The sequence below is a fragment of the Alloacidobacterium dinghuense genome (genome assembly GCF_014274465.1).
In the GTDB taxonomy this organism is placed as follows: Bacteria; Acidobacteriota; Terriglobia; order Terriglobales; family Acidobacteriaceae; genus Alloacidobacterium; species Alloacidobacterium dinghuense.
The window spans coordinates 783,071-808,166 of sequence record NZ_CP060394.1 but is presented as its reverse complement, the minus strand read 5'-3'; the positions used below and the strand labels follow the sequence as shown (position 1 = coordinate 808,166).

22 protein-coding genes are annotated in these 25,096 nt (G+C 56.2%); 12 read left to right on the top strand and 10 right to left on the bottom strand.

The annotated features are described in order from the left end of the window. Nucleotides 1–2: 2 nt before the first annotated feature. From H7849_RS03335 to H7849_RS03325, 3 genes are all read left to right on the top strand, one after another. Nucleotides 3–803, top strand: coding sequence for a PleD family two-component system response regulator (locus tag H7849_RS03335; RefSeq protein ID WP_186744124.1), 801 nt, complete (start codon nt 3–5; stop codon nt 801–803). A gap of 90 nt (nt 804–893) precedes the next feature. Beyond that, nucleotides 894–3,059: a glycogen debranching protein GlgX gene (gene glgX, locus H7849_RS03330; RefSeq protein WP_186744122.1), complete on the top strand. Its 2,166-nt coding sequence runs from the start codon at nt 894–896 to the stop codon at nt 3,057–3,059. A 51-nt stretch (nt 3,060–3,110) separates the two neighbouring features. Beyond that, nucleotides 3,111–4,166 (top strand): Gfo/Idh/MocA family oxidoreductase, encoded by a 1,056-nt coding sequence (locus H7849_RS03325; protein ID WP_186744120.1) that lies wholly within the window; start codon nt 3,111–3,113, stop codon nt 4,164–4,166. 121 nt (nt 4,167–4,287) lie between these two features. Here H7849_RS03325 and H7849_RS03320 read toward each other — a convergent pair whose 3' ends face one another. After that, the gene (locus H7849_RS03320; RefSeq protein ID WP_186744118.1) at nt 4,288–4,491 is read right to left on the bottom strand and encodes a hypothetical protein; all 204 of its coding nucleotides are present in this window, start codon (nt 4,489–4,491) and stop codon (nt 4,288–4,290) included. Nucleotides 4,492–4,616: 125 nt separating this feature from the next. Here H7849_RS03320 and H7849_RS03315 point away from each other — a divergent pair, with 125 nt between their 5' ends. From H7849_RS03315 to H7849_RS03290, 6 genes are all read left to right on the top strand, one after another. Next, nucleotides 4,617–5,321: a cytochrome c biogenesis protein gene (locus tag H7849_RS03315; protein WP_186744116.1), complete on the top strand. Its 705-nt coding sequence runs from the start codon at nt 4,617–4,619 to the stop codon at nt 5,319–5,321. Between the two features lie 213 nt (nt 5,322–5,534). Beyond that, entirely contained in the window at nt 5,535–6,059 is a 525-nt protein-coding gene (locus H7849_RS03310) for an RNA polymerase sigma factor (RefSeq protein WP_186744114.1), read from the top strand. Further along, complete coding sequence (locus tag H7849_RS03305) at nt 6,040–6,576, top strand: hypothetical protein (RefSeq protein ID WP_186744112.1); 537 nt, start codon at nt 6,040–6,042, stop codon at nt 6,574–6,576. Before H7849_RS03310 ends, H7849_RS03305 begins: the two co-directional genes overlap by 20 nt. A gap of 14 nt (nt 6,577–6,590) precedes the next feature. Then, nucleotides 6,591–7,130: a hypothetical protein gene (locus H7849_RS03300; protein ID WP_186744110.1), complete on the top strand. Its 540-nt coding sequence runs from the start codon at nt 6,591–6,593 to the stop codon at nt 7,128–7,130. A gap of 383 nt (nt 7,131–7,513) precedes the next feature. Then, nucleotides 7,514–8,599, top strand: coding sequence for a 3-deoxy-7-phosphoheptulonate synthase (gene aroF / locus H7849_RS03295; protein ID WP_251106584.1), 1,086 nt, complete (start codon nt 7,514–7,516; stop codon nt 8,597–8,599). Next, on the top strand, nt 8,586–9,848 hold the full coding sequence (locus tag H7849_RS03290) for a YncE family protein (protein WP_251106583.1): 1,263 nt from the start codon (nt 8,586–8,588) through the stop codon (nt 9,846–9,848). Before aroF ends, H7849_RS03290 begins: the two co-directional genes overlap by 14 nt. A 46-nt stretch (nt 9,849–9,894) precedes the next feature. Here H7849_RS03290 and cobA read toward each other — a convergent pair whose 3' ends face one another. The 3 genes from cobA to H7849_RS03275 form a co-directional block, all read right to left on the bottom strand. Then, on the bottom strand, nt 9,895–10,617 hold the full coding sequence (gene cobA / locus H7849_RS03285) for a uroporphyrinogen-III C-methyltransferase (protein ID WP_186744109.1): 723 nt from the start codon (nt 10,615–10,617) through the stop codon (nt 9,895–9,897). A 17-nt stretch (nt 10,618–10,634) separates the two neighbouring features. Continuing rightward, on the bottom strand, nt 10,635–12,815 hold the full coding sequence (locus H7849_RS03280) for a PP2C family protein-serine/threonine phosphatase (protein ID WP_186744107.1): 2,181 nt from the start codon (nt 12,813–12,815) through the stop codon (nt 10,635–10,637). A 76-nt stretch (nt 12,816–12,891) separates the two neighbouring features. Next, nucleotides 12,892–13,821, bottom strand: a complete 930-nt coding sequence (locus tag H7849_RS03275; protein WP_186744105.1) for a YihY/virulence factor BrkB family protein — start codon at nt 13,819–13,821, stop codon at nt 12,892–12,894. Between the two features lie 360 nt (nt 13,822–14,181). Between H7849_RS03275 and H7849_RS03270 the strand changes: the two genes are divergently transcribed. Beyond that, nucleotides 14,182–14,388 (top strand): cold-shock protein, encoded by a 207-nt coding sequence (locus H7849_RS03270; RefSeq protein ID WP_186744103.1) that lies wholly within the window; start codon nt 14,182–14,184, stop codon nt 14,386–14,388. A gap of 58 nt (nt 14,389–14,446) precedes the next feature. Here H7849_RS03270 and H7849_RS03265 read toward each other — a convergent pair whose 3' ends face one another. Then, a complete protein-coding gene (locus H7849_RS03265) occupies nt 14,447–17,194 on the bottom strand; it encodes an ABC transporter permease (RefSeq protein WP_222439759.1) in 2,748 nt (915 codons plus the stop codon). Next, the gene (locus H7849_RS03260; RefSeq protein ID WP_251106582.1) at nt 17,187–17,540 is read right to left on the bottom strand and encodes a PadR family transcriptional regulator; all 354 of its coding nucleotides are present in this window, start codon (nt 17,538–17,540) and stop codon (nt 17,187–17,189) included. The genes H7849_RS03265 and H7849_RS03260 overlap by 8 nt, the downstream gene beginning before the upstream one ends. A 77-nt stretch (nt 17,541–17,617) precedes the next feature. Between H7849_RS03260 and H7849_RS03255 the strand changes: the two genes are divergently transcribed. Next, a complete protein-coding gene (locus tag H7849_RS03255; protein ID WP_186744101.1) occupies nt 17,618–19,402 on the top strand; it encodes a MutS-related protein in 1,785 nt (594 codons plus the stop codon). Nucleotides 19,403–19,713: 311 nt separating this feature from the next. Here H7849_RS03255 and queG read toward each other — a convergent pair whose 3' ends face one another. Then, on the bottom strand, nt 19,714–20,829 hold the full coding sequence (gene queG / locus H7849_RS03250) for a tRNA epoxyqueuosine(34) reductase QueG (protein ID WP_186744099.1): 1,116 nt from the start codon (nt 20,827–20,829) through the stop codon (nt 19,714–19,716). Nucleotides 20,830–20,909: 80 nt separating this feature from the next. Between queG and H7849_RS03245 the strand changes: the two genes are divergently transcribed. Then, a complete protein-coding gene (locus H7849_RS03245; RefSeq protein WP_186744097.1) occupies nt 20,910–22,223 on the top strand; it encodes an MFS transporter in 1,314 nt (437 codons plus the stop codon). Here H7849_RS03245 and H7849_RS03240 read toward each other — a convergent pair. The 3 genes from H7849_RS03240 to H7849_RS03230 are packed head-to-tail and all read right to left on the bottom strand — an operon-like array spanning nt 22,208 to nt 25,088. Further along, a complete protein-coding gene (locus tag H7849_RS03240; protein WP_186744096.1) occupies nt 22,208–23,242 on the bottom strand; it encodes a ComEC/Rec2 family competence protein in 1,035 nt (344 codons plus the stop codon). The two genes, H7849_RS03245 and H7849_RS03240, sit on opposite strands and share 16 nt — an antisense overlap. Continuing rightward, complete coding sequence (locus H7849_RS03235; RefSeq protein ID WP_186744094.1) at nt 23,239–24,039, bottom strand: SDR family NAD(P)-dependent oxidoreductase; 801 nt, start codon at nt 24,037–24,039, stop codon at nt 23,239–23,241. The genes H7849_RS03240 and H7849_RS03235 overlap by 4 nt, the downstream gene beginning before the upstream one ends. Then, nucleotides 24,036–25,088, bottom strand: coding sequence for a zinc-dependent alcohol dehydrogenase (locus H7849_RS03230; protein WP_186744092.1), 1,053 nt, complete (start codon nt 25,086–25,088; stop codon nt 24,036–24,038). Before H7849_RS03230 ends, H7849_RS03235 begins: the two co-directional genes overlap by 4 nt. Nucleotides 25,089–25,096 lie beyond the last annotated feature (8 nt).

Below are 25,096 nucleotides of genomic sequence, written 5' to 3'. Positions count from 1 at the left end.
AGATGGCTCGTGCTGCCCGGCTGGTTCGGTTAATTTGCTGGAACGATGAGCTTGCGCAGCAGTATGCAAAAGAAATCGCAAAGCTTGGCTATCAAGTGGAAGCCTCTTCGCTGCGTGGCTCAAGCGCGTTTGTCACACATTTTCGCAGCCTGAATCCCGCAGTAGTTGCGATTGATCTGGATCGTTTGCCTTCGCATGGGCGTGAGGTTGCGATTGTGTTGCGCGGGAGCAGGACAACACGCCATATTCCGATTGTGTTTGCGGGCGGGGTAGATGAAAAGGTTGCGCGGCTGCGCGCAGAACTCCCGGATGCGATCTTTACATCGTGGCAGAAGATTGCGGGAGCATTGAAGAAGGCGATCGTTTCGTCTCCTCTGGAACCGGTGCAGCCTACACCACACATGGAGCGCTGGCACGATTCGGCGCTGACGCGGAAGCTGGGCATTTCACCTAAAATGCAAGTCGCTCTGATTGGCGGGGCGGAAGATGGCATGGAAGAGATCATCGGCGAACTGCCAGAAGGAACATCGCTCAACCATCGAATCGTTGCTGGGACACAGCTAGTCCTGTATGTTGTGCATTCGCTTCGGGAACTGGATGCTGCGGCTGATCATGCACAGGCGCATTTGCCCGAAGGCACTTCGTTCTGGATAATTCATCCGAAGACAACGGCGAAGCTGCGCAGTGATTTCAACCAGAACGATGTGCGGGAAGTAGGACTCGCGCGCGGTTTTGTCGATTACAAAGTGTGCGCTGTAGATGCGCAGTGGTCTGGGCTAAAATTCGCACGGAGAAAGAGATAGCGCTGCTGCTGGCAACGTTTCCAGCCCTATTTGCCTCTGATATGGGGAAACCCTGATCAACGATCACAATCAGCGAAAGAGATTTGCGATATGCCAATGACGCTTCTTCCGGGTAGGCCTTACCCACTCGGCGCGAAGTGGGATGGAACGGGCGTAAATTTTGCTCTCTATTCCGAGATGGCTCAAGGAGTCGAGCTTTGCCTCTTTAATGAAGAGGATAAAGGCTGCGAAAAGATCCCGCTGAAAGAGACAACTGCTTTTGTCTGGCACGGCTATTTGCCGGGTATTCAACCGGGGCAAAAGTATGGATATCGCGTGCATGGGCCGTGGGAGCCGCAGAAGGGCCTGCGGTTCAATCCGGCGAAGCTGTTGGTTGACCCGTATGCACAGGCGGTGACGGGGCGTGTTGACTGGTCGCAGGCAATCTTTCCCTACGTCTTCGGAGGCGAGGACGCCGATTTGCATCGCGACGACCGTGACAGTGCACCGGGAATTCCGAAGAGCCTTGTGGTGAATCCTTATTTCGATTGGGAACAGGACCGCCCGCTGCGCACGCCGCTTTCGGACTCGATCATCTATGAAACGCATGTGAGGGGCTTCAGCATACAGAATCCGGACGTGCCGGAGCCTCTGCGTGGCACCTATGCGGGGATAGCATCACCGGCCAGCCTGCGCCACCTAAAACGGCTTGGCGTCACGGCTGTGGAACTAATGCCGGTCCATCACTTCATCAACGACAGTCACCTCGTTGAGAGCGGCTTGAGCAACTACTGGGGCTATAACACGCTTGCTTATTTCGCTCCGCACGGACGCTACTGCTCAACTGGCGATGGTGGTAATCAGGTTGCCGAGTTCAAGGCCATGGTGAAGATGCTGCACCGGGAAGGCATCGAGGTGATTCTCGATGTGGTTTACAACCATACAGCTGAGGGCAATCACATGGGGCCGATGCTTTCGCAGAAGGGCATCGACAACCTCACGTATTACCGGACCGTGGCGGATAATCCGCGTTTTTACATGGACTACACGGGCACTGGAAACAGCCTGAATGTGCGGCATCCGCAAGTGCTGAAGCTGATCATGGATTCGCTGCGCTATTGGGTGCTGGAGATGCACGTCGACGGATTTCGCTTTGATCTCGCCTCTGCGCTGGCGCGCGAACTGCATGATGTGGATCGACTGAGCGGCTTCTTTGACATCATTCATCAGGACCCGACCTTGGCCGATGTAAAGCTGATCGCGGAGCCGTGGGACGTTGGCGAGGGCGGCTATCAGGTGGGCAATTTTCCCGTGCAGTGGGCCGAGTGGAACGGGAAATATCGCGACACCGTGCGCCGTTATTGGAAAGGCGATGACGGACAGTTGTCGGACGTTGGCTATCGATTGACGGGATCAAGCGACCTCTATCAGCATGACGGGCGACGCCCCTACGCGAGCATTAATTTCGTCACGGCGCATGATGGCTTCACGCTGCGCGATCTGGTGAGCTACAACGACAAACACAATGAGGCCAACGGAGAAAACAATCAGGACGGCGCGAACGATAACAGCTCCTGGAACATGGGAGTCGAGGGGCCGACTGATCATCCGGAAATCAACCATGCCCGTGACCGGCAGATGCGGAATTTTCTGGCGACGCTGCTGCTTTCGCAAGGCGTTCCCATGATCTCGGGCGGCGACGAAATAGGGCGCACGCAAAGTGGAAACAACAATGCCTATTGCCAGGACAACGCGATCAGCTGGTATGACTGGACGCCAACGGAAGAAAAAGAATTATTGATTGACTTTACCTGCCGGCTGATTGCGCTGCGCAAGGAACATCCGAATTTGCGACGGCGAAAGTTTTTTCAGGATCGCGTGATTCACCACTCAGCTGCACGTGACATTGCATGGTTTGGCACCAACGGAAAAGAGTTGGGCGTGGAGGCATGGAATGCCGGGTGGATTCGCACGCTTGGCATGATGCTGAACGGCTCGACACTTGAGGCAACGGATCAACTGGGAAACTCTATTACAGACAACTCATTCCTGCTGCTTATGAATGCTTATCACCAGGCGGTGAATTTTCAGCTGCCGCCTCCTCCCCAGGATGGGATATGGCAGACGATTCTGAATACGAACAACTGCGCGACCCCGTTTAAGAAATCAACAGCGCGACGACGTGTTCGACTGGAAGGGCGCTCGCTGATTTTGCTGATGGAGCGGGAGCGTCAGAAGCCAGCCTTGGTAGAATCTCCGGATGAGCTTGCGGAGTAGCGCGCTTCGATAGAGAATGGGTGCGTCCCTCTCTGACAAGGATTCGCAACCGTGACAGATACGATTCGTGCCGGCGTTATCGGCTTTGGTCTTGCTGGCCGCATCTTTCATGCGGCCGTTATCCACGCAACCCCTGGGCTCGAGCTTGCAGCGATTGTGCAACGCACAGGAGACGAAGCAGCGAAGGCCTATCCTCAGGTCAAAATTTGCCGTTCCATCGAGGAATTGCTGGCCGATGAGAGCATTCGGCTCATCGCAGTGGGAACGCCCAGTTCTTCCCACTTTGAGGTTGCGGAACAATGCCTGCGCGCCGATCGGGATGTCGTGATCGACAAGCCGTTCGCGCTTACGTCCGATGATGCCGCGCAGTTGATTCGGCTGGCGCGCGAACGTAAGCGGCTTCTCACCGCCTATCAGAATCGGCGCTGGGATGGCGATTTCAAAACCGTAGAGAAGATGCTGGTCAGCGGATTACTCGGGCGGCTGGTCACGTTCGAATCACATTTTGACCGTTTCCGGCCTGAACCGCGACTCAGGGGCTGGCGCGAGAATGGCGGTCCTGGCGGGGGAACGCTTTTTGACCTGGGTTCACACTTAATTGATCAGGCACTCACCCTGTTCGGTAATCCGGAAAAGATTTTCGCTTCCGTGCGGATCGATCGCGACAATGGCGTAGTCGACGATGTGTTTGACATTACTTTGTTCTATAAGCGGCTTACTGCTTATCTCCGCGCTTCGACTCTCACGAAAGCGCCGGGAGCCCGTTTTACCCTGCACGGCACACAGGGCAGCTTTGTGAAGTTCGGGCTGGATCCCCAGGAAGATCAACTGAAGGGTGGCATCCTGTTTGATGCGCCTGGTTTCGGTCAGGAGCCGGAAGAGGCGTGGGGCAAGTTATACATGGAAGGAGCCGCACCTGAGAGGGTCGAAACCGAGGTAGGCGATTATCGCGGTATCTACGCGAACGTTCGCGATGCGCTGCTGGGCAAGGCAAAGCTGGTGGTTGCGCCGGAGCAAGCCTGGCGGACAACGAGGCTTATCGAACTGGCGCGCGAAAGCAGCAGCGAGGGACGCGTATTGCCTGTCGACCTCAGTAATAAGCCTTGACTCATCCGGGACCTTAGACACAGACATTGCCGTCTTCTTGGAGAAAGCCCACGGCTGGTTGACGCTCCTGCTCGCCGTCACGAATCGTATAGCGAAGATGCCGTTTGCGCCTTGCTCAGGCTTACTGGCGATAATAGTGCAGGAGCTGCGCGGCGGAAAATGCCACCAGCCATAAACCTGCTACCAGCGACCCGATGGTCATGACCCATCTGCGGGCCCTGTGCTCATCTGGGTGCAATGCGCGTTTCGTACGGGTAAAAAAGGTGTGGCCAAGAAGCCCCATACCAAGAAGAACAATGCCGATAATGAGAGTAACCACTGCCATGGCCAAACACTGTACTCCCTTTGCGTAACGATTGGAAAGTGGAGAGATGGACTCCTTCAGACGGAACGACTTATGACGACTGACGCGTTACACTGGTTGGGAATCATCCTCATCAAGGATCGGAAATGAAGCTGTTTCGCTGGCTATGGGTTGCTCTCACGCTCGGCCTACTCGCCCAGGGTTTTCGTGTGGCCATGTTTGTCGTCCCTCCGGACAGTAACCAGGGCGAAATTCAGCGGATTTTCTATTACCACGTCTCCGCCTGGTGCGGAATGAGCGTCTTTTTTGCCATCAATCTTCTGGCTTCGATCGCGTACCTCGTCTATCGCAACAGAAATTCCGTTCGAGCCATGAAAGCGGATGCGCTGGCAATTTCGACGGCAGAGATGGGCGTGGTTTTCTGCACCGTCGGGCTGATCACAGGATCACTGTGGGCGCGGCCGGTGTGGGGCATCTGGTGGACATGGGATGAGCGGTTGACTTCGACGCTGGTCCTTTACCTCATTTACGTCGCCTATCTGCTGCTGCGACGCTTTGCCGCAGGCCCGCAGATGCAGACGTTGGCCGCAGTGATGGCGATCTTTGGCTATGCCGATGTGCCCATCGTCTATATGTCGACGCGCTGGTGGCGCACGCAGCATCCCGCTCCCGTTTTCTTCGGTGGGCCGAATGCCGGGCTTGATCCCAGCATGTTGCCTGCAGTGTTTTGGAATCTGGCGGCGTGGCTGGCGTGGGGCGTCATGCTCGTCGCCTTCCGTTACGGTGTCGCTGTGCGTGATCAACTGAAAGAGCAACAGGCAGCGCTGCGCGCACTGGAAGCGGCAGGGTAACCACTATGAATCCAATGTTTCATCGCCATCTTGTGCTGGCCTATGCTGTCACCTGGGTCATCCAGCTTGGATATTTCGCCTACGTGGCGCTGAAGTGGCGATCCGGCCGGAACTAGCTCTTTCGGCGCCATTCACTCAGAGCATTTCAAAAAATATCTGAACAGCCTTCCTGCCTCCACCGTCTTTGCGTGTGAATGGGAGAGTTGAGCCAGCTTGGCAAAACGGGATGATGCGAAGTTCACGGAATGTGTCCGGCGCCACTCCCGCCTTGTCTTTCGCGTCGCGTATGCCGTGCTGCGTAATTCCCATGATGCCGAGGACGTGGTGCAGGAGGTGTTCTTGAAGCTCTACCGCGGTAATGCATGGGATGGCATGCGAGACGAAAAGGCCTATCTGGCCCGCGCGGCCTGGCGAGTCGCTCTCGATCACCTGCCGAAGCACGAGCCTGCACATGAGGTGGGCGAAATTGAGATTGAGTCCGGCCGCCCCAGCCCAGAGCAGACCGCGCTCGACGCCGACCTGCAACAGAAAGTGCATCGCCTGATCGATGGGCTGCCCGAAGAGCTTCGGCAGCCGCTCGCGCTTTCAACCATTCAAGAGTTGACCTCGTCCGAAGTTGCGCAGCTTCTCGGGATTCCGGAAGGTACAGTGCGAACGCGTGTGCTCCGCGCGCGCCAACTGCTACGGGAAAAGCTGGCTGCGCTGGAGGGAAAGAACCATGCCGCTCGACACGCCTGAATTCGAAGCCGAAGTGGAGCAGGCGATTGCCACCTACGCCGATCCCCGCGACGGCGGCCATCCCCCGGCGCTGACGGCGCGAGTTATGGCTGCGGTGGAGGCCCGACGCCGGAAGCATCGTTGGTGGCTGGGCATCGCTGTTGCTGTTCCCATGCTTAGCTGCCTGATAGCGGCGTTGTTCTACAGGCAGCAAGCTGAGACTCGGCCTCAAGTCGCAAACAATCCATCCGTTGCATCGAGCTCAACTCCCGTAGTCGTCCCCAGACAATCTTCGGCCCCAAAGTTGGAGGTCGCGCAACATGGGACGGCTCACCACAAGCCACGCGAGTTGCCTAAACTTGACCAATTCCCTACCCCTTCGGCTCCAACCGAGCAGGAGCAGTTGCTCATGCAATTCACAGCGCATGCACCGCCGAAGGCCCAGCAATTGGTTGCGAAAGCGCGAACGCAGCTCGACGAGCCTTTGCATATCGCGGAACTGAGCATTCCATATCTTGATTCAGATACCCAACCTTAAAGACAGGAGCCACCATGCGCCGAATTATCATCCTCTGCTTTGCGCTTGCCCTCTTCGCGGCACCGATCGATATGTCCGCACAACAGGAAGTAAAAACAGTGGAGAGTCCCGCACACTACTACCGGCTCACCTACTCCGTTCAGGAAGTTGGAGAGACGGGCAAAGTTACCAATAGCCGCACCTACGCTACTGCTATTGCAACTGGAAACGGTCCGTCCGCGCAGATCAGGATTGGGGACAAGGTTCCGGTCTTAACTGAGCGGGAGAAGGGTGAGGTGCAATATATCGACGTTGGCGTGAATATCGATTCCCTGCGCGCGCTGGAAGTCGACAACAAGCTCGCACTCTCAGTAACGGCTGAGATCAGCAGCACAACTAGAACCACCGAGCCAACTGCGACCACCGAGTCAACCGCGCTGCCAATCATTCGATCGAATAAGTGGTCCGCCAACGTGTTGGTTCCAATCACGAAACCTACCATCATCTTTTCTTCTGACAATCTTCAGGACAAAGGAAAGGTCCAGGTGGAGTTGACGGCGACGCGCATCGAATAATCTGCGCTGGGGCTGAAGAAAAAACAACGAGGCTACCGTCCGATAGCCTCGTTGTCCGAGGAGGGTTTGCTGCTATTCGAAGAAGCTGAGCACTTTAAAGTGTTGCCTCTCTCATAGCGAAGGTTAATCTGCTGGCGAGCTAGAAAAAAAAGCAACGAGACTATCTTTCGATAGCCTCGTTGTCCGAGGAGGGTTTACTGCTATTTGAAGAAGCTGAGCACTTTGGAGTGTTGCCTCTCTCATAGCGAAGACAGATTTTCTGAAAAAAAGTTTCGCGGAATCGAATTTTATTAATCGGGGCGCTTCCGGGTATCGCGTGAAACGGTCCGGAACAATGTGGACAGGTGACTCTCATTGCTTCCCCAACGGGGAAGTCGATACACTTGAAAGTTACAGAAAGGTCCGTCTCCATGCTCGTGGTCATGAAAGCGCAGGCAACGCCGGAGGAAATCCAGGCGGTCTGCGAACAGATTGAACAATTAGGCTTACGCCCCCATCCTCTGCCTGGTGCGCAGCGCACTGCAATTGGGATCACCGGCAACCAGGGAGAAATCGACCGCGGCAATATCGAGGATCTTTCCGGCGTCGCCGAAGTCATTCAAGTCTCAAAACCGTACAAACTGGTGAGCCGCGAGGTCAAGGAAGAGGACACGATTATCCGCTTCCCCGGCACAAATGCCACGATCGGCGGCCGCGATTTCGCGATGATCGCTGGTCCGTGCTCGATTGAAACGCGGGAACAGGCCTTTGCTGTGGCCGAGGAGGTTGCCAGCGCTGGTGCGCAGTTCTTTCGCGGCGGAGCCTATAAGCCGCGCACTTCTCCGTATGCGTTCCAAGGGCTAGGCGAAGAAGCGCTCAAGATTATGGCGGAGATTCGCGACAAATTTGGCCTGCGGATTGTTACAGAAGCCATCGACAACGAAGCGCTGGAGCTGGTCGACAAATATGCCGACGTGATCCAAATCGGCGCGCGTAATATGCAGAACTATTCCCTGCTGAAGGCGGCAGGCCGGAAGCGTAAGCCCGTTTTGCTGAAGCGCGGAATTGCCGCCACGCTCGAAGAGTTTCTCATGGCGGCTGAATACATTATGAGCGAGGGCAATTATCAGGTCATCCTGTGCGAGCGTGGGGTACGTACCTTTGCCGATCACACCCGCAATACGCTCGACCTGAGCATTGTGCCCGCCGTCCAGCGTCTGAGCCATCTGCCCATCGTCGTCGATCCAAGCCACGGCACAGGCAAGCGCAACAAGGTCATCCCTCTCGGCCGCGCCGCGGTTGCGGTGGGATGCGATGGCCTGATCGTCGAGGTGCATCACCAGCCGGACAAGGCTCTGTCTGATGGCATGCAGTCTTTGTACCCTGAGCAATATGTGCAGTTGATGAACGAGGCTGCGCAGATTGCGGCAGTGCTGGGACGCACCGTGCCGCGTGGCATTCAGATCACGGAAGGCATTGCTTCACGTTAGACGCATGCCATCCGGCCAGTCAGACCCAGCTTTTTCTGCAGATGAGATAGAGAGGGTTCGCAGTCTTCACCTTGCGAAGAAACAGCGGGCCTGTCTCATTTCTCTGCTCTTGCTGCTTGCGCCGCTGGCGTCCTGCCGCCGACGAGACTTTCCACAGTATCCGGCAGATTACCGCGAATATGCTTACGTAACCAGCGGCGGCAGCAATACCGTTACCGTTCTCGACCTGGTGAATCTGCGGCAGGACCGGGTGATTCGCGTGGGTGACAATCCTACGGGACTCGCAGCCAATCCAGTAAAGAACGAAATTTACGCCGTTAATACGAACAGTAGTTCAGTGAGCGTCATTGACGCGCAGAAGAACGCGGTTGTAGCGACGATTCCGGTTCACAGCAAGCCGTATTTCATTGATCTGGACGCGAGGGGTGAGCGCGGTTATGTTGCAAACTCCGGCTCCAACAATGTATCGGTCATTGACCTGACGAGGCGGCGAGAGATTGCACTGATCGGAGCGGGCGAAGGTCCGGGAATGGCGCGCATCTCTCCTGACGGCAAGAGTCTGGTCGTCACGAATCGAACGAGCGGAAGCGTTACCGTTGTTGACCCGCAGACCTATAAGGTTCGCAGCGTTTTCACCGGATGCCCGGCAGCAACGTATGCGGTCATTCTGCCCGATTCGTCGAAGGCGTTTGTTGCCTGCTCGGGTGGGCATCAGGTGATGGTGGTTGGCCTGGCACGGACTGACAGTCCGATTGCAATCGAGCACGCCGACCGCTTGCTCACCTTTCTTGATGTGGGCCAGACGCCAGTGCATCTGGCGTTGAAGCCGGATGGGGGTGAGATTTTTGTCTCGAACTTTGACAGCGACACAATTTCAGAAATTGCCACGCAGGCGAACGAAGTGGGCGGGGCTTATCTGGTTGGCGCGCATCCAGCGAGCGCAGTTGTAAGCGCGGACAACTCCACGTTGTGGATCAGCAAATTCAACACCGGATCCATTGAGGTGTACTCGATCGACGATGGCAAAACCATCAACACTGTCCATGTGGGCGATGGACCGGACGCGCTTGCTTTTTCAGCTGAAGGGCACCTGTTGCTTGTCGCCGATGCGAGGTCAAACGATGTTGCAGTCGTGCGCGTTATGAGCCGAACGCCGGGCGGAATCAATCGCGTTGGTACGCTCTTCACCCTGCTTCCGGCGGGCAAGCAGCCGAATGACATTGTGGTGAAGGCGTTTCATGTCAGATGACCACTTTCCCGGCTTCGGAGTGACAACTACTTCGCTTACTAACCGTTCAGCTCTTTCTCCTGCCAAGCGCATTTCCTACAAGGATGACGCATGGTGCGGACAGCGGGGAGCCAGAGGCTAAATTGCCTACAGTTGTGTGCCGGGTTTGCTCTTTTGCGGTAGCAACTTTCGAGATGATAATGCTGGGCGTTTCCGGACCGAATCCCGACGCTCTGATCTGTGCGCTAAGCCTCGCGTAGTCCGATCCCGGCATGTAGATGACCAGCGTCGCATCGGTGGGCAGTGGCCCCCAGCCGGGATCCTCAGGGCTGGCGCGATGGCCAGTGAGAAAGACGACCTTGGAAGCTAGCCGTCGATCCGTTAGGGAAGCATGGATGGTTGCCGCAGCGGCAAAGGCGGCGGTGATTCCCGGTACCACTTCAAACGGGACGGATGCGTGGTGCAGCGCGTCGATTTCTTCACCAGCACGCCCAAAGAGCATGGGATCACCGATCTTAAGGCGGACTACGCTATGACCTGCGCGTGCGTGGCGGATCAGGAGGGCGTTAATGCCCTCCTGAGTGATGGATTTGCTACCGCAGCGTTTGCCAACGTTCTGAATTGTCGCTTGCTTGTTCGCCAGTTTCAGGATCTCAGGAGCTACCAGATCGTCGTGAAAAAGAAGGTCCGCTGACTGGATCAGAGCGGCAGCGCGCACCGTCAGCAGATCCGGGTCGCCGGGCCCTCCACCTACCAGATAAACTCTTCCCTTCTCTGCTCTCTTCAACATAATTTGTCTGGCTACCCCTAACGCTGACGCGCGAGAACCAGCGTGATGTCGTCCGGCTGCTCCTGGCCGCCAATCCAGTTGCGCAGAGACTGCATCACCTGCTCGGAAATGGCATCGAGCGGCATGTGGCGATGACGCCGCACCACATCAATCAGGCGATCCTCTCCGAATTCGCCGAAGTCATTTTCCGGCTCGGTAACGCCGTCGCTGTAGGCAATGAGGATGTCGCCGCTCATCAGCCTCTCCACGCCCTGATCGTAGCTTGGATTCTCGAGCAGACCTACGACTGTTCCGCCGCAGCCCAGCTGCGTCACACTGTTATCGCAGCGCAGGATCAGCGGAGGAAGCTGGCCTCCACAGGAATATGTGAGCTGGCTGGTATGGCCGTCATAGTGTGCGAGGAAAAGCGTGGCGTATTTTTCCGGCTGGGTACTACGATAGAGATGGCGATTGAGCTGCGCGAGAATCCTTGCTGGCTTGAGAAATGGATCGCTGCCATTGCTGTTTCCGTTTGAGCCGTTGATTGCACCGATCTTTTCAGCAGCCATGGCGCTGAATTGATTTCCAACCGATACCATCTCTTCGCCGGCATAGCGATAGGCGCGCACGGCGGAGTGCAGCGTTGCCATCAGCAAGGCGGCGGAGATGCCCTTACCGCTGATGTCGCCCAGCGCAAGTCCCAGGCTGGAATCGTCAAAGGTGAGGAAATCATAATAATCGCCACTGACGGTACGCGCGGGATAGCAGGCACCGTGCAATTCGAGCATGGGAAGCGAGATGGCTCCCTGTGGAAAGAGGTTCGCCTGAACCTCCTGAGCGATGGCGAGTTCGCCCTGGAGGCGCTCTTTTTCGCGCTGCTCAGCGAGCAGGCGCTCGAGCGAGTACGACATGCGATTAAATGAGCGGCTCAGGGCCGCAAGCTGGTCGTTGCGCGTGACCTTAATGCGGTGGACAAGATTTCCTTGGTCAATTTCTATGGTCGCGTCATAGAGATCATTCACCGACCGCGTAATGGTGCGATTGAGACGCACGGCCATAATAAAGGCGATCAGCTCAAGCACAGCGAAGAAGGCGGCGATGGCGATCAGGATGTCCTGCACCACGGTGGCGATCTGCAGCGAAGTGATGAAGAGGCGCTGGTAAAGCAGTGACGGGCGCGAAGTCACAATCGTCGGCGTGTTGTGGGTTTTACCCGTCGCCCAGTCGGTTGTTCCGAGCGGGGCGTAGAAAGTAATCGGAATATCATAGAAACTCTGCGCGGAAGGCAAAGTGCCGCCTGTAATCGAGCTGGCGCGAATCTCCTCGCGAGTCAGCTCATGCTGATTGATCTTCGCCTTGATTCCCGGCGGTGATGGCTTGCTAAGGACCACTCGGGCTTGCTCACCGCCAGCAGAGGTCTCTTCACTCATAGGGAGGTTTGGCAGGACCTCGATTCTGCCGATTCCATGAGCGGCCTCATCAAGGCCCGCCTTATCGACCAGAGCGCTGGTGATCACGGTTGTCGTGTGGCCGTCGACTGTCTGCATGTTGATTGCACGGAGGTAAAGCCTTCCGTTGTCGAGGACTGCGCTGCGGAAGTGGTTCTGAGCCCACGAGGGAACTTCGGGGATGTCGGCCTGAAGTTCAGCGGGGACGATGGGAATGGCCTTGCCGTCCTGAAACGCTGCAAGACGTAGGTTGGCGTCACCCTTGCCGGGCGCTGTGCTCTCCAGTTCAGGAGGAGGCGAAATGGTCTTGCTCCCAGGATGGGTGGCAAGAAAGTGCGCTACGTGCACGCAAAAAGCGCGATTCTCGGCGCCGTAGCGTTCCATTTGCGCATCAATCGCGGATGCCGCGGCAAAGATCGCGAATTGCCCGCTGAATCCGTACAGGGCGATTAACGCCAGGAGGACGAAGAGCACCACCGGCGTCAGCCCCATCAGCAGGTAGTTAACGATGAGCCGGTTGCGCAGCTTCCAGAGAAAGCGACCGAAGATCCATCGCCAAACCAGGGGGATGCAGAACGCCAGCAGCAACAGGAGAATGAAAAAGCTGACCCACTGGAAGAAGGCTCCCGCGTTGCCGGGCAGAAGGCGCTCCGGGATCAATGCCAGATAAATGATCAGCAGCCAGAAGGCAAGGCGATGCACCTTGCTCTGAGGCGGCTCGCGATGAAGTGCGCGGAAGACGCGAGCCTCAAAATTTCTGACTTGTCCCATGGATTTATTCGCTGTTGCTTCGCCCGAACGCTCTGCTTGAGTGTAGCGCGACTGCTGTACGTTCCGGAAAAGAGCCTCAGTTTTCTGCTTTTTGCGCGGCTTCAACGTCGGCCTGGTGCGCTAAACGGAGGGTATATCTAGTCGCGGAAGATTGCGCCCCGGCAAGCAACAGCAATCCTGTGAGAAAGGCCCACATCATAAGGCTGACCGACACCGAAAAGGGTCCATAGACGGAACGCAGGTCAAGCCAGGGCAGCACCTTTACATAGATCACCTTAGCTCCTTCCCAAATGAGCCCAGTAACAATTCCTGCAGGCAGCACGGCGCTTACTGGCAGTTTGCGATTGGGCAAGACCCAGTAGATAACGAAAAATATCGCTACGCTCAGAAAAGCGGCAGAAATCTGCAAAAATGCGTGCTCAAAGAACGAATAAACGACGTTGTTTGTCTTTCCGAAGAAGAATATTCCGAGAACCCTGTTCTGCGTTGCGGTGAGTGCGATAGAAGTAATCGCCAGCAGGCCGACAGCCAGGGCCAATCCGATGGAGACCAACTGATTCATCCAGTAGGACCGATTCTTGTTGACACCCCATACTCGATTCAGAGCCACTTCCAGCGGCAGAAAAACGCCTGTAGAGGAAATAAGCAGCATGACAACCGAGGCGATCTGCACATTTCCACGTGGATTGACCAGGAGGCTCATATTGCGCACGACAAAGTCCTGATTTGCCGGCAAAAAGTAGCGCAACATGTCTCCAATGACGTCGACCATGGCTTGGGAGTGGAAGACGCGACGCGCAACCGTGAACATCATTACGATGAATGGGAAAAGCGACAGAATGGCATTCGCCGCGACACTGAAAGCGTAGGTGTGCACTTCGGTCTGCGTCAAGTACTTCACCAGTGAGGTAATCTGCTTCCAGAGGAGCGATCCAGAGAATACCTTGGCGAGCGACCCGGCCGAGGATTGAGTGTCCTGTTGTTTGATTTGAAAGGCTGGGGGCATATATCTTGCTTATTGCGAGACTACCAAACCTGGAGGGGTACAAGTTCGGCCCTGTCCTACCCTTCATCGGCCCGTAGAAGATACTTTTGGTTACCGCGGTACATTGTCCTCTCGTAACAACGTGCAACTCCTGCATTTACAACACATTTTTTACTTGCTTCCAAAACTGTTTCCTGCCATAACATAGGGACGATTAGACCGATTTTCGGCCGAATCGTTATCTGTTGGAAGGCCATTTTGTTTGTTTTGTGGTTTTACTCTCCAGGAAATCAGTGTCAATGCGTTGAGCTGCCGATGCAGTAACGGCGGCTCTTGGTGTTTACAGGGGTATTTCTGGAGCAAAAGCGGAAAGGAGTAGATGTGAAAGAGCATGGTGTTGTGAAGTGGTTCAATGGAGCTAAGGGCTATGGGTTTATCCAGCGTTCGACCGGAGAGGATGTTTTCGTTCACTTCTCTGCGATTCTGGACAATGGATACAAGACGTTAAATGAGGGTGAAGCAGTGGAGTTCGAGTGCCAGCAGGGGCCAAAAGGGCTGAACGCGGCCAACGTAACACGCAACGCCTAGACTCTACACAACTTCTTCTGCAAACGGCTCCCTGCTCACGATCCAGGGAGACCGTTTGCTACTCTTCGCGCAGCACCACCATCGGATCGACTGTAGCTGCCTGGCGGGCAGGGATGAAGCTGGCGATAATTACGATCACAGCCAGACACACCAGTGACGCACCGAGCGTCAGCGGATCATGCGCCTTCAATCCATACAGCATGGAAGCAGCAGCCACGCCGGCTGCCAAAGCGAGTCCAGTTCCAATCACCGCACCAATCGCCAGCAGGATCAGCGATTCCCTCAAGACCATCAGCAGAATTCGCGTCCGTGCAGCGCCAAGCGCCATGCGAACGCCAATCTCATTCCGGCGACGAAGCACCATGTAGGAAATCACCCCGTAAATCCCTATCATGGCGAGAACGATCGCCAGCACTCCGAAGAAGCCTGTGAGCGTGGCCATCAGCCGCTCTCCCATCAAATCATCCCGCACCTGAGCCCTGAACGTCGAAAAGTTCAGCACCATTGCCGGATTCATCGCCTGCGCAACGCGCTTGACTTCGGCAACAAGCGACTCCGTCAACTCGTTCGAGCGAATCACAAAAGTCTGCCCTTCCCCTGGCTCCTTCTCCTGTGAAGTGGCGACAAAGATGATCGGCTTGAAGTCCTCCCGCAGCGTGTGGTACTTCATGTCCTTCACCAGGCCGACAATCTGGTAAGTCTGGTCCGGCTTACCCGCATCGTCGACCACCTTGCCAACGGGATTGGCGCCCGCAAAAAATTTCCTGGCAAACGTCTCATTCACAATGGCCACACGCGGCGAATTGGGCAAGTCGGACTCGTTGAAATCGCGCCCCGCGAGCATCGGCACCCGCATCGTTTGAAAGTAGCCTGCTGAGACCGAATTGAATTGTGTGTCCTGCCGCTGCGGACCGCCGGGAACGTCAATGTTGTTGTCCCATCCGCTGTGACTGATCGGTACGATGAACACTCCGGCCACCGATTGAACACCCGGAATCGCGCGCATGCGCTCGTTCAGTTCCCGATTGAAAGCCGCACGCCGCTCCATCGGAATTTGTAGTGGCGAAAAGTCAAAGCCGGCGACGAGAACATGATCCTGCTCAAAGCCTGTGTCCACCGTCATCAGATTGCGGAAGCTTCTGGCAAACAGCAGCGCTCCTACCAGCAACACCAAAGAGAGCGCCACCTGCGACACAACCAGGAAACGGCGCAGGGCAAAGTGATGGCGCCCCGACGTCACGCCGCGGCCATTCGCTTTCATGGCAGATCCCGGATCCGTATGCGATGCTTGCAGCGCCGGAGTCAGTCCGAAAAGAATACAGGTGAAGATCGCCAGCCCCGCAGCAAACCCGAACACGCGCCAATCAGGCGTCATGTCGAGGAAAATGCTGTTCCCACTCGAAGTCAGCATGGAGATCAAACCGCGGCTCAACACTTGCGCAAGACACACGCCCACTAAAGTCCCAAAGATTGCCAGCAGCAGGCTCTCCGCCAGCACTTGCCGCATCAGACGCGCACGCGATGCCCCCAGCGTGAGCCGCAGCGCCATTTCCCGCTGCCGTGCGCTGGCGCGCGCCAGCAGAAGATTGGCGAGATTGGCACAGGCAAGCAGCAGAACCAGACCCGACAACCCCATCAGAATCGTCAGCGGGTCGCGCTTACCGCCGCGGAGAGACGACACGCCGTTATCCGCGCACAACGCGCCAAGCTGGAAACGCAGGTACTCCTTCTTGTCAATTGGGTCGAACTGCGCAGGCAAGGTCGCCGCAAAAATCCCGGGAGAGATCGTCTTCAGCTGCGCCGATGCGCTCTCGATTTTCCACCCCGGTTTGAGTCGGCCAATCACAGCAAGCCACCATGTTTGTGAGCTGTCAGTCCACGAGTCCTTTCCCGAGAACACTGGCTCAGAGCACATGGCTATGGCGACATCGAAGTCCCTGCCCACATCCACACCATGAAATGACGGCAGCGTCACGCCAATCACCTGGAATATCTGCCTGTCGAGCGTGATCTTCGAGCCCAGCACCGAGTCATGGCCACCATACGCCCTCTGCCAGAAGCCGTAGCTGAGAACCGCTCCCTGCGCGCCACATCCACGATAGTCATCCGATGGTGACAGCAATCTCCCGATGAGCGGTTGAAGACCCAGCATCGGAAAGAAATCACCGCTGACCATCAACGTATTCGCGTTGCGCGCCTCGCCTCCCTCGCTAAGATTGCGCCCAGCTGACGACCATGCCGCAATGCTTGAGAATCCCGCCTGCTGCGCGCGCAGCAGATTCCAGACGCCAAACGTCAGGTCCGCATGGTCCGACTGGAAGTTTCCAGTCCGACCGTTAGTTGCGTTCGTGATGCGCACCGCAACCAGTTGCTCCGGATGCTTTACCGGCAACAGACGCAGACGCACCGCGTCGAGCAGCTGAAAGACAGCCGTGTTCGCGCCAACGCCTAGCGCAAGCGAGAGGATGGCGACAATCGCAAATCCAGGGCTTTGCCTAAGCTGGCGCATCGCATAGCGCAGATCTCTGCCGATGCCGCCAAGAAACTTCGCCTGCCCGGTGCTTCCTGCAGCCAATGGCTCGCGCTCTCGCGCTACGGTGCTCGCCAGTCCTTTCAACAGTCGCCTGTCTTCAAGTTCGGAGTGCAGCGTTTGATACGCCTGATTCGCATCTACTCCCTTCGCCAGCATTTCCTCATAACGGTCGCGCAGGTGCTGGCTCAGCTCTTCAACAACATCGGCTTCGCGCGTTGGCTCAAGATTGAGCCCGGCAATGGCAGCGCGTATTTCCTTCGGCCAATCAGGCATTTTCCGCCTCCGTGATGCGGTGGATTGCGTTTACGAAATCGAGCCAGGTTGCCCGCTGTGTTTTCAGTACTTCCTTCCCCTGCGCCGTCAGGCGGTAATACCGCCGACGGCGCTGGCCCGCTTTTTCCACCCAACGTCCTGCAATCAGGCCGCGCTCCTCAAGCCGATACAGCAACGGATAAAACGAAGCGACGTTGAACTTAAGCACACCGCCCGAGCGCTCTTCAATCAACTTGCTGATCTCGTAGCCGTGCCTCGCTTTGTGCTCAATCAAAGAAAGAATCAGCAACTCGGCGCTTCCCTTTTTCAGCTCACGGTCGAAGACTTGCGCACCCATATATGTCATAGCAACATATGCTAGCGCTACATGCGGATCTGTCAAGCGACAAGAATATTGACCCGTCACTTGCGATAATGGGTCAAATGCCTCCCCCAAAAGACGAATATCTTTCGCGAATCAATAACCTCGCCACCGCCATCGCGCGTCATGAACAGCGCGACAGGCTCCTCGCAGGCGCGAAACTCACAGTCGTCTCTATCACGGTCATCCTTACCGTTTGGCTTGCGAAATATCACACCACCCAAATTGCCTACGTCTTCATCCCGATCGTAGTGCTTGTAGCGGTGTTTGTGTGGCACGAGCGCGTACTTCGCTCACTGCGCCGATGCACGCGTCTGCGAAGCTTCTACGAACAGGGCGTTGCGCGTCTCGAAGACCGCTGGGCCGGCACCGGACAGACGGGCGAGCAATATCTTGATCCCTCACATCCCTATGCGCGCGATCTCGACATCTTCGGCAAAGGCGGCCTCTTTGAACTGCTTTGCACGGCGCGCACCCGCGCAGGCGAGAGCACGCTCGCCGCATGGCTGCTCGACCGAGCTTCGCTCGAAGAGATCGCGCTGCGCCGCGAGTCCATTCAGGAGCTTGCTCCCAAGCTTGATTTCCGCGAGTGCCTGGCGCTCGCAGGCGAAGACGTTCGCGTCGGAGTTCACCCCGAGTCGCTGATTGCATGGAGCGAATCGAAAACGCGCCTCGAGGCGTATCGGGCTCTTCGAATCGTTCTGCCATTGCTGGCCGCGTGCTGGATTGCGAGCATTGCCGCCTGGTTTCTATGGGACTGGGGGATTGCGGCACTCACAGTGAGCCTGCTGAATCTCGCCATCACCTACAAGCTTCACCCGCGAGTAAAGCTTGCCATTGGCAAAATCGATGAGGCATCTCACAATCTCGATATTCTGGCCTCGGTCGTAAAGGAAATCGAAGCCGCGCAATTTACCTCACGTCAGCTCACAGATCTGCAAAAAGGACTGCGCTCGCATGCGATGTATCCATCGCATGCAATTCGCCGCCTGAGCAAGCGCGTCATCTGGCTCGATTCGCATGAGCACTGGATGGTCAAGGTCCTCGACCTCTTCGTCTTCTGGACACCGCAATGGGTGCTCGCCATCGAAGCGTGGCGTGCCCTGCACGGAGCCAATGTTCGCCGATGGATCGAAGTCACGGGCGAGGTGGAAGCTCTAACCTCCCTCGGTTGCTACGCCTACGAACACCCAGCGGATATTTTCCCGGAGTTCGTCGAGCAGGGACCGTTCCTTCACTCTGAGGCGATGGCGCATCCGTTGCTGCCGCGAGGCAAGAGCGTCGCAAATGATCTCGCGCTCGACCACAATCTGCAACTGATCGTCATCAGCGGGCCGAATATGGCGGGCAAAAGCACCTTCATTCGCTGCGTTGGAATCAATGTGGTTCTCGCCCAGGCGGGAGCGCCCATATGCGCGCGCCAGCTGAAACTCTCGCATCTGGCAGTTGCAGCATCGATCTGCATACTCGATTCGCTGCAAGGCGGCCTTTCGCGCTTTTACGCCGAAATTCTGCGGCTGAAAACCATCGACGAAATGACTGAAGGCGGCGTGCCGATTCTCTTTCTGCTTGATGAGCTGCTCTCTGGAACAAACTCCCATGACCGCCGCGTCGGCACCGAGTCGTTCGTGCGTCATCTACTGGCGCGGGGAGCGATCGGCCTCATCACCACGCACGATCTGGCGTTGGCCAAGATCGCTGACGACATGGCCGATCACGCTGCAAACTACCATTTTTCGGATCATCTTGAGGATGGACAGCTGCGTTTCGATTACAAGCTGACCCCGGGCATCGTGCAGACGACAAACGCCCTGAAGCTGATGCGCTCGATTGGCCTCGAAGTTTGAAATCAGAGACCGCCGTCGCCTTGTCAAGCCCCTGACAAGAAACAATTCTTCTATCCCCTGCCTTATCAATCACTTCTAAGGCTCTGTATTTGGCGTGTTTTTCTTCCAGATCCGCTATCCTGAATATAGGGGCTAATTTCCTCTGAGGGCGTTTAAGAAATGCTCTTCCGCAACCGGCGAATAAATAATAAGCTATTTAGAATCGCGAATTTAGAAAATAATCGATTGATTCTAAATAACTTACAACCATGCTCCGCGTAAGTAATTGAAAATGGCGAATTTAGAAAAATAGGGGGAGGGTTTGAACTCTCTTAGTTCCGGCCTTCAATCCGCCGAACAGCCCACGAAGCCGCCTCCGCCAGAACCCGATCATCGCTGGACTGCCATTCGCCGAGCTTCGGCAGAAATTGCCGCAGGCCGCTGTTCCCCATAGCAATGGCAACATTTCGCCGCAGCCCTTCAAACTTGGCCCGCTTAATGGGTGACCCGAAAAAGAGTCGCCCAAAACCCTCCTGGTCGAGTTCGGCAAGCCAATCCAACGCCGGGTTGACCAACTCGGTCCGGGGCTGCAATTCGGGATCGGAGGCGATGGGCGCCTTCCGGTTCCATGGACAGACGTCCTGGCAGATATCGCAACCGAAGACCTGCCGTCCGATTCCCTCTCGCAATTCGAGCGGAATGAGCCCACGTTTTTCAATCGTCAGGTAAGAGATGCAAAGGCTCGCATCCATCTGGCGCGGGGCCGTAAGCGCTCCCGTGGGGCAGGCGTCGATGCAACGCGTGCAGCTTCCACAACGGTCGGCGGCAAGCTGCGGATGCTGGTCGGCGGCAATTTCAAGTGAAGTGAGGATCACGCCCAGAAAAAGCCATGAGCCTAATTCTTGATTAAGAAGGCAGGTATTTTTTCCGATCCAGCCGAGTCCGGCATAACGCGCGTAGGTGCGCTCTACTATCGGCCCGGTGTCAACGTAACACTTCGACTCAAACGGCCCGAGTTCGCTTTTGAGCGCTGCATCGAGTCGCTCCAATCTCTTTAGCAGAACTTTGTGGTAGTCGCTCGGCGCTAACCCGCCATTGATGCTTTGCTGTCCTGTCCAGGCATAGCGTGCCACCCAGCCCGTTCCTTCGGGAGCGTGATCGATCGAAAGCGGCTTCGGCGCGTTGTAATTTGTAACACAGACGATGACAGATTTGACCCACGGAATGGCCACACGCAACGATGAGCGCACAAGTTCGCCCGACTCGTTGCGGCGCTTGAGATATTCCATCTCGCCAGCGCTTCCCTGCTCGACCCAGTCAGCAAACGCCTGACGATCGCTCTCATCTTCAGGAGATCCGAGTTCGGGAACAGCGGCTATGCCCGCGGCAGCGAAGCCGGCTGTCTTCGCTGCTGCCGTGATGAGCGAGTGCAGAGATGCATGTTGCATGAAAATTGACCGCTATCGATATGGTAGTCGAGCGCCGGCTCATGGATGCAGATAGACTAGGGCCTTACAGAAACGAGACGATGACTACCGCTAAACCAGCTCTATTCATAAGTGAAGTTCCGCGTCGCCGCTGGAGAATAGCCTTCCTGCTCGGCCTGGGTGTCCTCGTCAATTACTTCGACCGCGTGAACCTGTCGGTATCGCATAACGATCTCTACGCGACCTTCGGTATTTCAGACATCACCTTCGGTTATCTGCTTGCCGCTTACAACTGGAGCTATGCTCTCTGCCAATTGCCGATTGGGGTATTGCTGGATCGATTCGGAGTGCGACTGGTAGGACGCATCAGCACATTCGTGTGGAGTTTGGCGTCGTTCGCCGCTGCTATCACTCCAAGTATTGGCGGATTTTTTGCGGCGCGCCTTCTTTTGGGGATCGGAGAGGCACCGACGTTTCCTGCTAATGCCAAGGCGATTGGCTATTGGTTTCCCCCAAGGGAACGCAGTCTGGCTACGAGTATTTTCGATTCGGCTGCCAAATTTGCACCGGCGATTGGGGTGCCTTTGATTGGAATTCTGCTCCTGCATGTGGGCTGGCGGCTTAGCTTCGCTGCGACGGGCATGATCAGCTTTCTTTATTTTCTGCTGTTCTATTGGATCTATCGTGATCCTAAAGACGACCCGGAATTGAGCGCTGAAGAGCTGGCTTATATTCGCTCGGAAGATACGCTAAGGAACGTTGAGGTAGGAGACGCCGAGCAGGCTTCTCTAGGCTATTTGCTGGGAAAGCGGAAAGTGATCGGTCTGGCGCTTGGATTTGGATCTTACAATTACGTTTTTTATTTGCTGCTCACGTGGCTGCCGAGTTATCTGTCTCGCTCGTTGAATATCGATCTACTGCATTCTTTTCTCTACACCGGCGTGCCATGGCTTGTTGCGACTTTCACCGACCTGATCGTCGGGGGTTGGCTCGTGGATGCGCTTATTCAGCGAGGATGGAATGCAAGTTTGGTGCGCCGCGTGGTTTTAATTGGAGGGACCGCTCTTGGACTGGGGATTTTGGGCGCCGCGGATGCACATACTCCGATACAGGCGCTGTTTTGGATCAGCCTTTCGATTGGCGGACTCTCAGCGGCGGCTCCGGTTGGGTGGTCAATTCCATCTCTGATCGCGCCGAGAGCGAGCGTTGGTACGCTTGGCGGCATTCTTAATTTTGCGAATCAGATTTCCGGCATTGCGGCTCCGATTTTAACGGGCTACCTGGTGACCGCTCAGCATTCATTTGGGTTGGCGTTTGGTGTCGCAGCTGTCTACCTCGCGATTGGAATCGCTGGCTACGTATTTCTATTGGGAGATATACAGCGTATTCCGGGAGAATCTCATCTGGCGCTGTAGGATCTGCTGGCACCCGTGCGCGAATTTAGCACAGAGAAACTACCGTCCTCCATGGCCGTCAGTTCCAGGTCATTGCCGCTGTCGGGGCCTTGCGAATTGGCAATGTATGCGTCCTGGGTGTTGAGTGACGGGCCGCCTTCTTCGGAGTAGTGCAGTTGCCAGAGCGTTTCAAGGCCGGGAACATTCTTGAAGCTCTCAAGCGTTGCCTTCGAACCGCCCTTCTTGGCTCCGTTGTCCATAATGGCGACCTGCGGGTGAATGGCGTCTACTAGAGCCGGGCTGGAGCTTTGATACAAGCCGTGATGTGAGACGACAAGGATATTCACATGGCCGAGTTTGTTGGTGGGACACATGAGTTGCATTTCTTTGTCCCAGGTAAGATCGCCAAGATCAAGAATTCGCAGCTTTCCGAAGGTGATCAGCACACCGAGAGAGCGCGCATTTTCTGACTGATCCGCGGCGCGGGTTTCCGATGTCTTGCAGTAGTTGTTTGCTTCTCCTTCACCGGCAAGTGCGTGGTTAATCAGATTCCCGTCTGCACTGATGACCAGCGCATTGAAGCCTTTAATTGGAAGGGTATCGCCGGGCTTCGCCACGATGTGCTGGTATTTTCCAGTAGCGAGCAGCTTTTGATAGGCCTCATAGCCCTGCTCCGTGGAAGTGTCGGAGGTCTCGCGGTTTGGACCATGATCGATGAATGTACCGACGGGAATGCGTTCAACGAGTTGAGGCACACCTCCGACATGATCCATGTGGAAGTGAGTGATCAGAACATAGTCGATCTTGCTGATGCCGGCCTTTTTTGCTGCAGCAACAATGCGCTTGGCATCACGTCCATTGTTCCCCGGCCAACCTGTGTCGATAAGTAATGATTCACCTGCTGGCGTAACGAAGAGGGTAGCCTGTCCGCCTTCAACGTCAACGAAATATATCTGCAGTTTTTCTTTGTTCTGCGCACCCGCTGCGGCACTGACACAGATCAGAATGAGGCACAATATCCAGCTTTTGGCTTTGCTCATTTTTTTTCCTTTTGCGACACGGTGGCACGCAAGGCTCCCGTTGAAATGCCGCCGTCGACGAGGAGAGTCTGACCAGTAACGTAACGGCTTGACTCGGAGGCAAGGAAGACGATGGCTCCGTCCAGGTCATTCGGTTGGCCCGGTCTCTTGAGAGGAATGCGCTCCACGAGATATTCCACCCATCCTTCGTCTTCGTACATAACTCTGTTCTGCGCGGTTTTGAACCAGCCTGGCGCGAGGCAATTCACGGTGATGCCATGCTTGCCCCAGTCGGCAGCAAGGCTCATGGTGAGTTGCCTGATGCCGCCGCGGCTGGCAGTGTACGGGCCCAGGCCCGCGTAGCCAGCAACGCTCGTGACTGATCCGATATTGATGATGCGACCGTAGCCGTGGTGGATCATTCCGCGTGCAACGGATTGCGCGACAAAAAAGCTGCCGCGCAGGTTCGTGTCGAGCACGAGGTTCCAGTCGTCCCATGTCACATCGACTGCTGGCTTGCGAACGTTGCAGCCGGCGTTGTTCACAAGTATGTGGATTTGACCGAAAGCCGTTTCGGCTTCCGCTGCCATGCTCCTAATACTGGCTTCGTCGCGCACATCGAGTTCGAGTGAGACGACGCAGCGTCCGAGCGCTTTCATTTCTGCTTCAAAAAGCGCCAGGGTTTCAAGCTTGCGGCTGGTGAGGATCAGATCGGCTCCGGCATTGGCCAGAGCGCGGGCGAAGTACTGGCCTAGTCCGCGGCTGGTGCCGGTGACGAGCGCAACCTGACCTGTGAGATCGAAGAGTGGATTGCTCATTGGATAACCTTTGATTCCTGTGGCGCAAGGACGATCTTCATCAGGTTGGGCTCACCCGCATGCAGACGGTCGAACCAGTTCGGTCCTTCATCCAGTGGAGCGACGGCTGTGATGAGCGGCTTGACGCGAATCTTTCCAGAGGTCATCAACTCGATGGCCTGCGGATACTCGCCCGCAGATGCTGCTGTGCCCTGCAAGCGAATCTCGCGTGACACGACTTTCTGAAGTGGGAGCGTTATCTCAGGCTTTATGTTTCCGATCAGCGTTACGGTTCCGCCCTTGCGGACACAGTCAATTGCGGTAGAGATGGTCTCGTTGCGCCCTACAGCCTCTAGCACGACATCAACTCCTTTGCCTGCCGTGAGCCGCATTACTTCCGCGATCAATTCCGCTCCCGAGAGATGCAGCGCATCATCGGCGCCCATTTCTTTGGCCAGTTTGAGGCGTGTCGCGTCGAGGTCGGTGATCAGAACGCGTGCCGCTCCGGCGGCTCTCGCTGACTGGAGCGTGAGAAGCCCAATCATGCCTGCGCCGATGACGAGTGCGGTTTCACCGCCGCGCATTTCAGAAACGCGAACCGCGTGCAACGCCACGGAAACGGCTTCGAGCATCGCTGCCTCGGGAAAGGAAAGTGCATCAGGTAACCGGTAAACGATGCGTTGCGGGACGACGACATACTCAGCGAATGCTCCATACCGGCGATAGTCTCCGCATGAAACGCCGACGACCTGACGGAAATCGCAGAGATTAACTTGGCCGCTGAGACAGTAGTCGCATTTGCCGCAGTAGACCGTGGAATCAAAGGTTACACGATCGCCTTTCTTGAACGCGCTGACACCAGAGCCTATCTCCGCAACGGTGCCTGCCGCTTCGTGGCCCATGACGATTGGGGGAATGCGGCGGCCTGAGGTCCCGTCATAGCCATGAACGTCGCTACCGCAGATGCCGCATGCTGCGACCTGCACCAAAATCTCGTCGGGCCCAGGTGTGGGGCGTGGGAGATCCGCGAGTTCGAACTTCTTATATTCGGAGAGCAAAAGTGCCTTCATCGGGAGGT

Coding starts and splice junctions, on each gene's coding strand:
- H7849_RS03240 (WP_186744096.1), bottom strand. CDS start 23,242: ATGAGCAAAGCCAAAAGCTGGATATTGTGCCTCATTCTGATCTGTGTC.
- H7849_RS03275 (WP_186744105.1), bottom strand. CDS start 13,821: ATGCCCCCAGCCTTTCAAATCAAACAACAGGACACTCAATCCTCGGCC.
- H7849_RS03265 (WP_222439759.1), bottom strand. CDS start 17,194: ATGCCTGATTGGCCGAAGGAAATACGCGCTGCCATTGCCGGGCTCAAT.
- H7849_RS03255 (WP_186744101.1), top strand. CDS start 17,618: ATGCCTCCCCCAAAAGACGAATATCTTTCGCGAATCAATAACCTCGCC.
- glgX (WP_186744122.1), top strand. CDS start 894: ATGCCAATGACGCTTCTTCCGGGTAGGCCTTACCCACTCGGCGCGAAG.
- H7849_RS03300 (WP_186744110.1), top strand. CDS start 6,591: ATGCGCCGAATTATCATCCTCTGCTTTGCGCTTGCCCTCTTCGCGGCA.
- H7849_RS03335 (WP_186744124.1), top strand. CDS start 3: ATGGCTCGTGCTGCCCGGCTGGTTCGGTTAATTTGCTGGAACGATGAG.
- queG (WP_186744099.1), bottom strand. CDS start 20,829: ATGCAACATGCATCTCTGCACTCGCTCATCACGGCAGCAGCGAAGACA.
- H7849_RS03320 (WP_186744118.1), bottom strand. CDS start 4,491: ATGGCAGTGGTTACTCTCATTATCGGCATTGTTCTTCTTGGTATGGGG.
- H7849_RS03305 (WP_186744112.1), top strand. CDS start 6,040: ATGCCGCTCGACACGCCTGAATTCGAAGCCGAAGTGGAGCAGGCGATT.
- cobA (WP_186744109.1), bottom strand. CDS start 10,617: ATGTTGAAGAGAGCAGAGAAGGGAAGAGTTTATCTGGTAGGTGGAGGG.
- H7849_RS03235 (WP_186744094.1), bottom strand. CDS start 24,039: ATGAGCAATCCACTCTTCGATCTCACAGGTCAGGTTGCGCTCGTCACC.
- H7849_RS03315 (WP_186744116.1), top strand. CDS start 4,617: ATGAAGCTGTTTCGCTGGCTATGGGTTGCTCTCACGCTCGGCCTACTC.
- H7849_RS03260 (WP_251106582.1), bottom strand. CDS start 17,540: ATGACATATATGGGTGCGCAAGTCTTCGACCGTGAGCTGAAAAAGGGA.
- H7849_RS03280 (WP_186744107.1), bottom strand. CDS start 12,815: ATGGGACAAGTCAGAAATTTTGAGGCTCGCGTCTTCCGCGCACTTCAT.
- H7849_RS03245 (WP_186744097.1), top strand. CDS start 20,910: ATGACTACCGCTAAACCAGCTCTATTCATAAGTGAAGTTCCGCGTCGC.
- H7849_RS03230 (WP_186744092.1), bottom strand. CDS start 25,088: ATGAAGGCACTTTTGCTCTCCGAATATAAGAAGTTCGAACTCGCGGAT.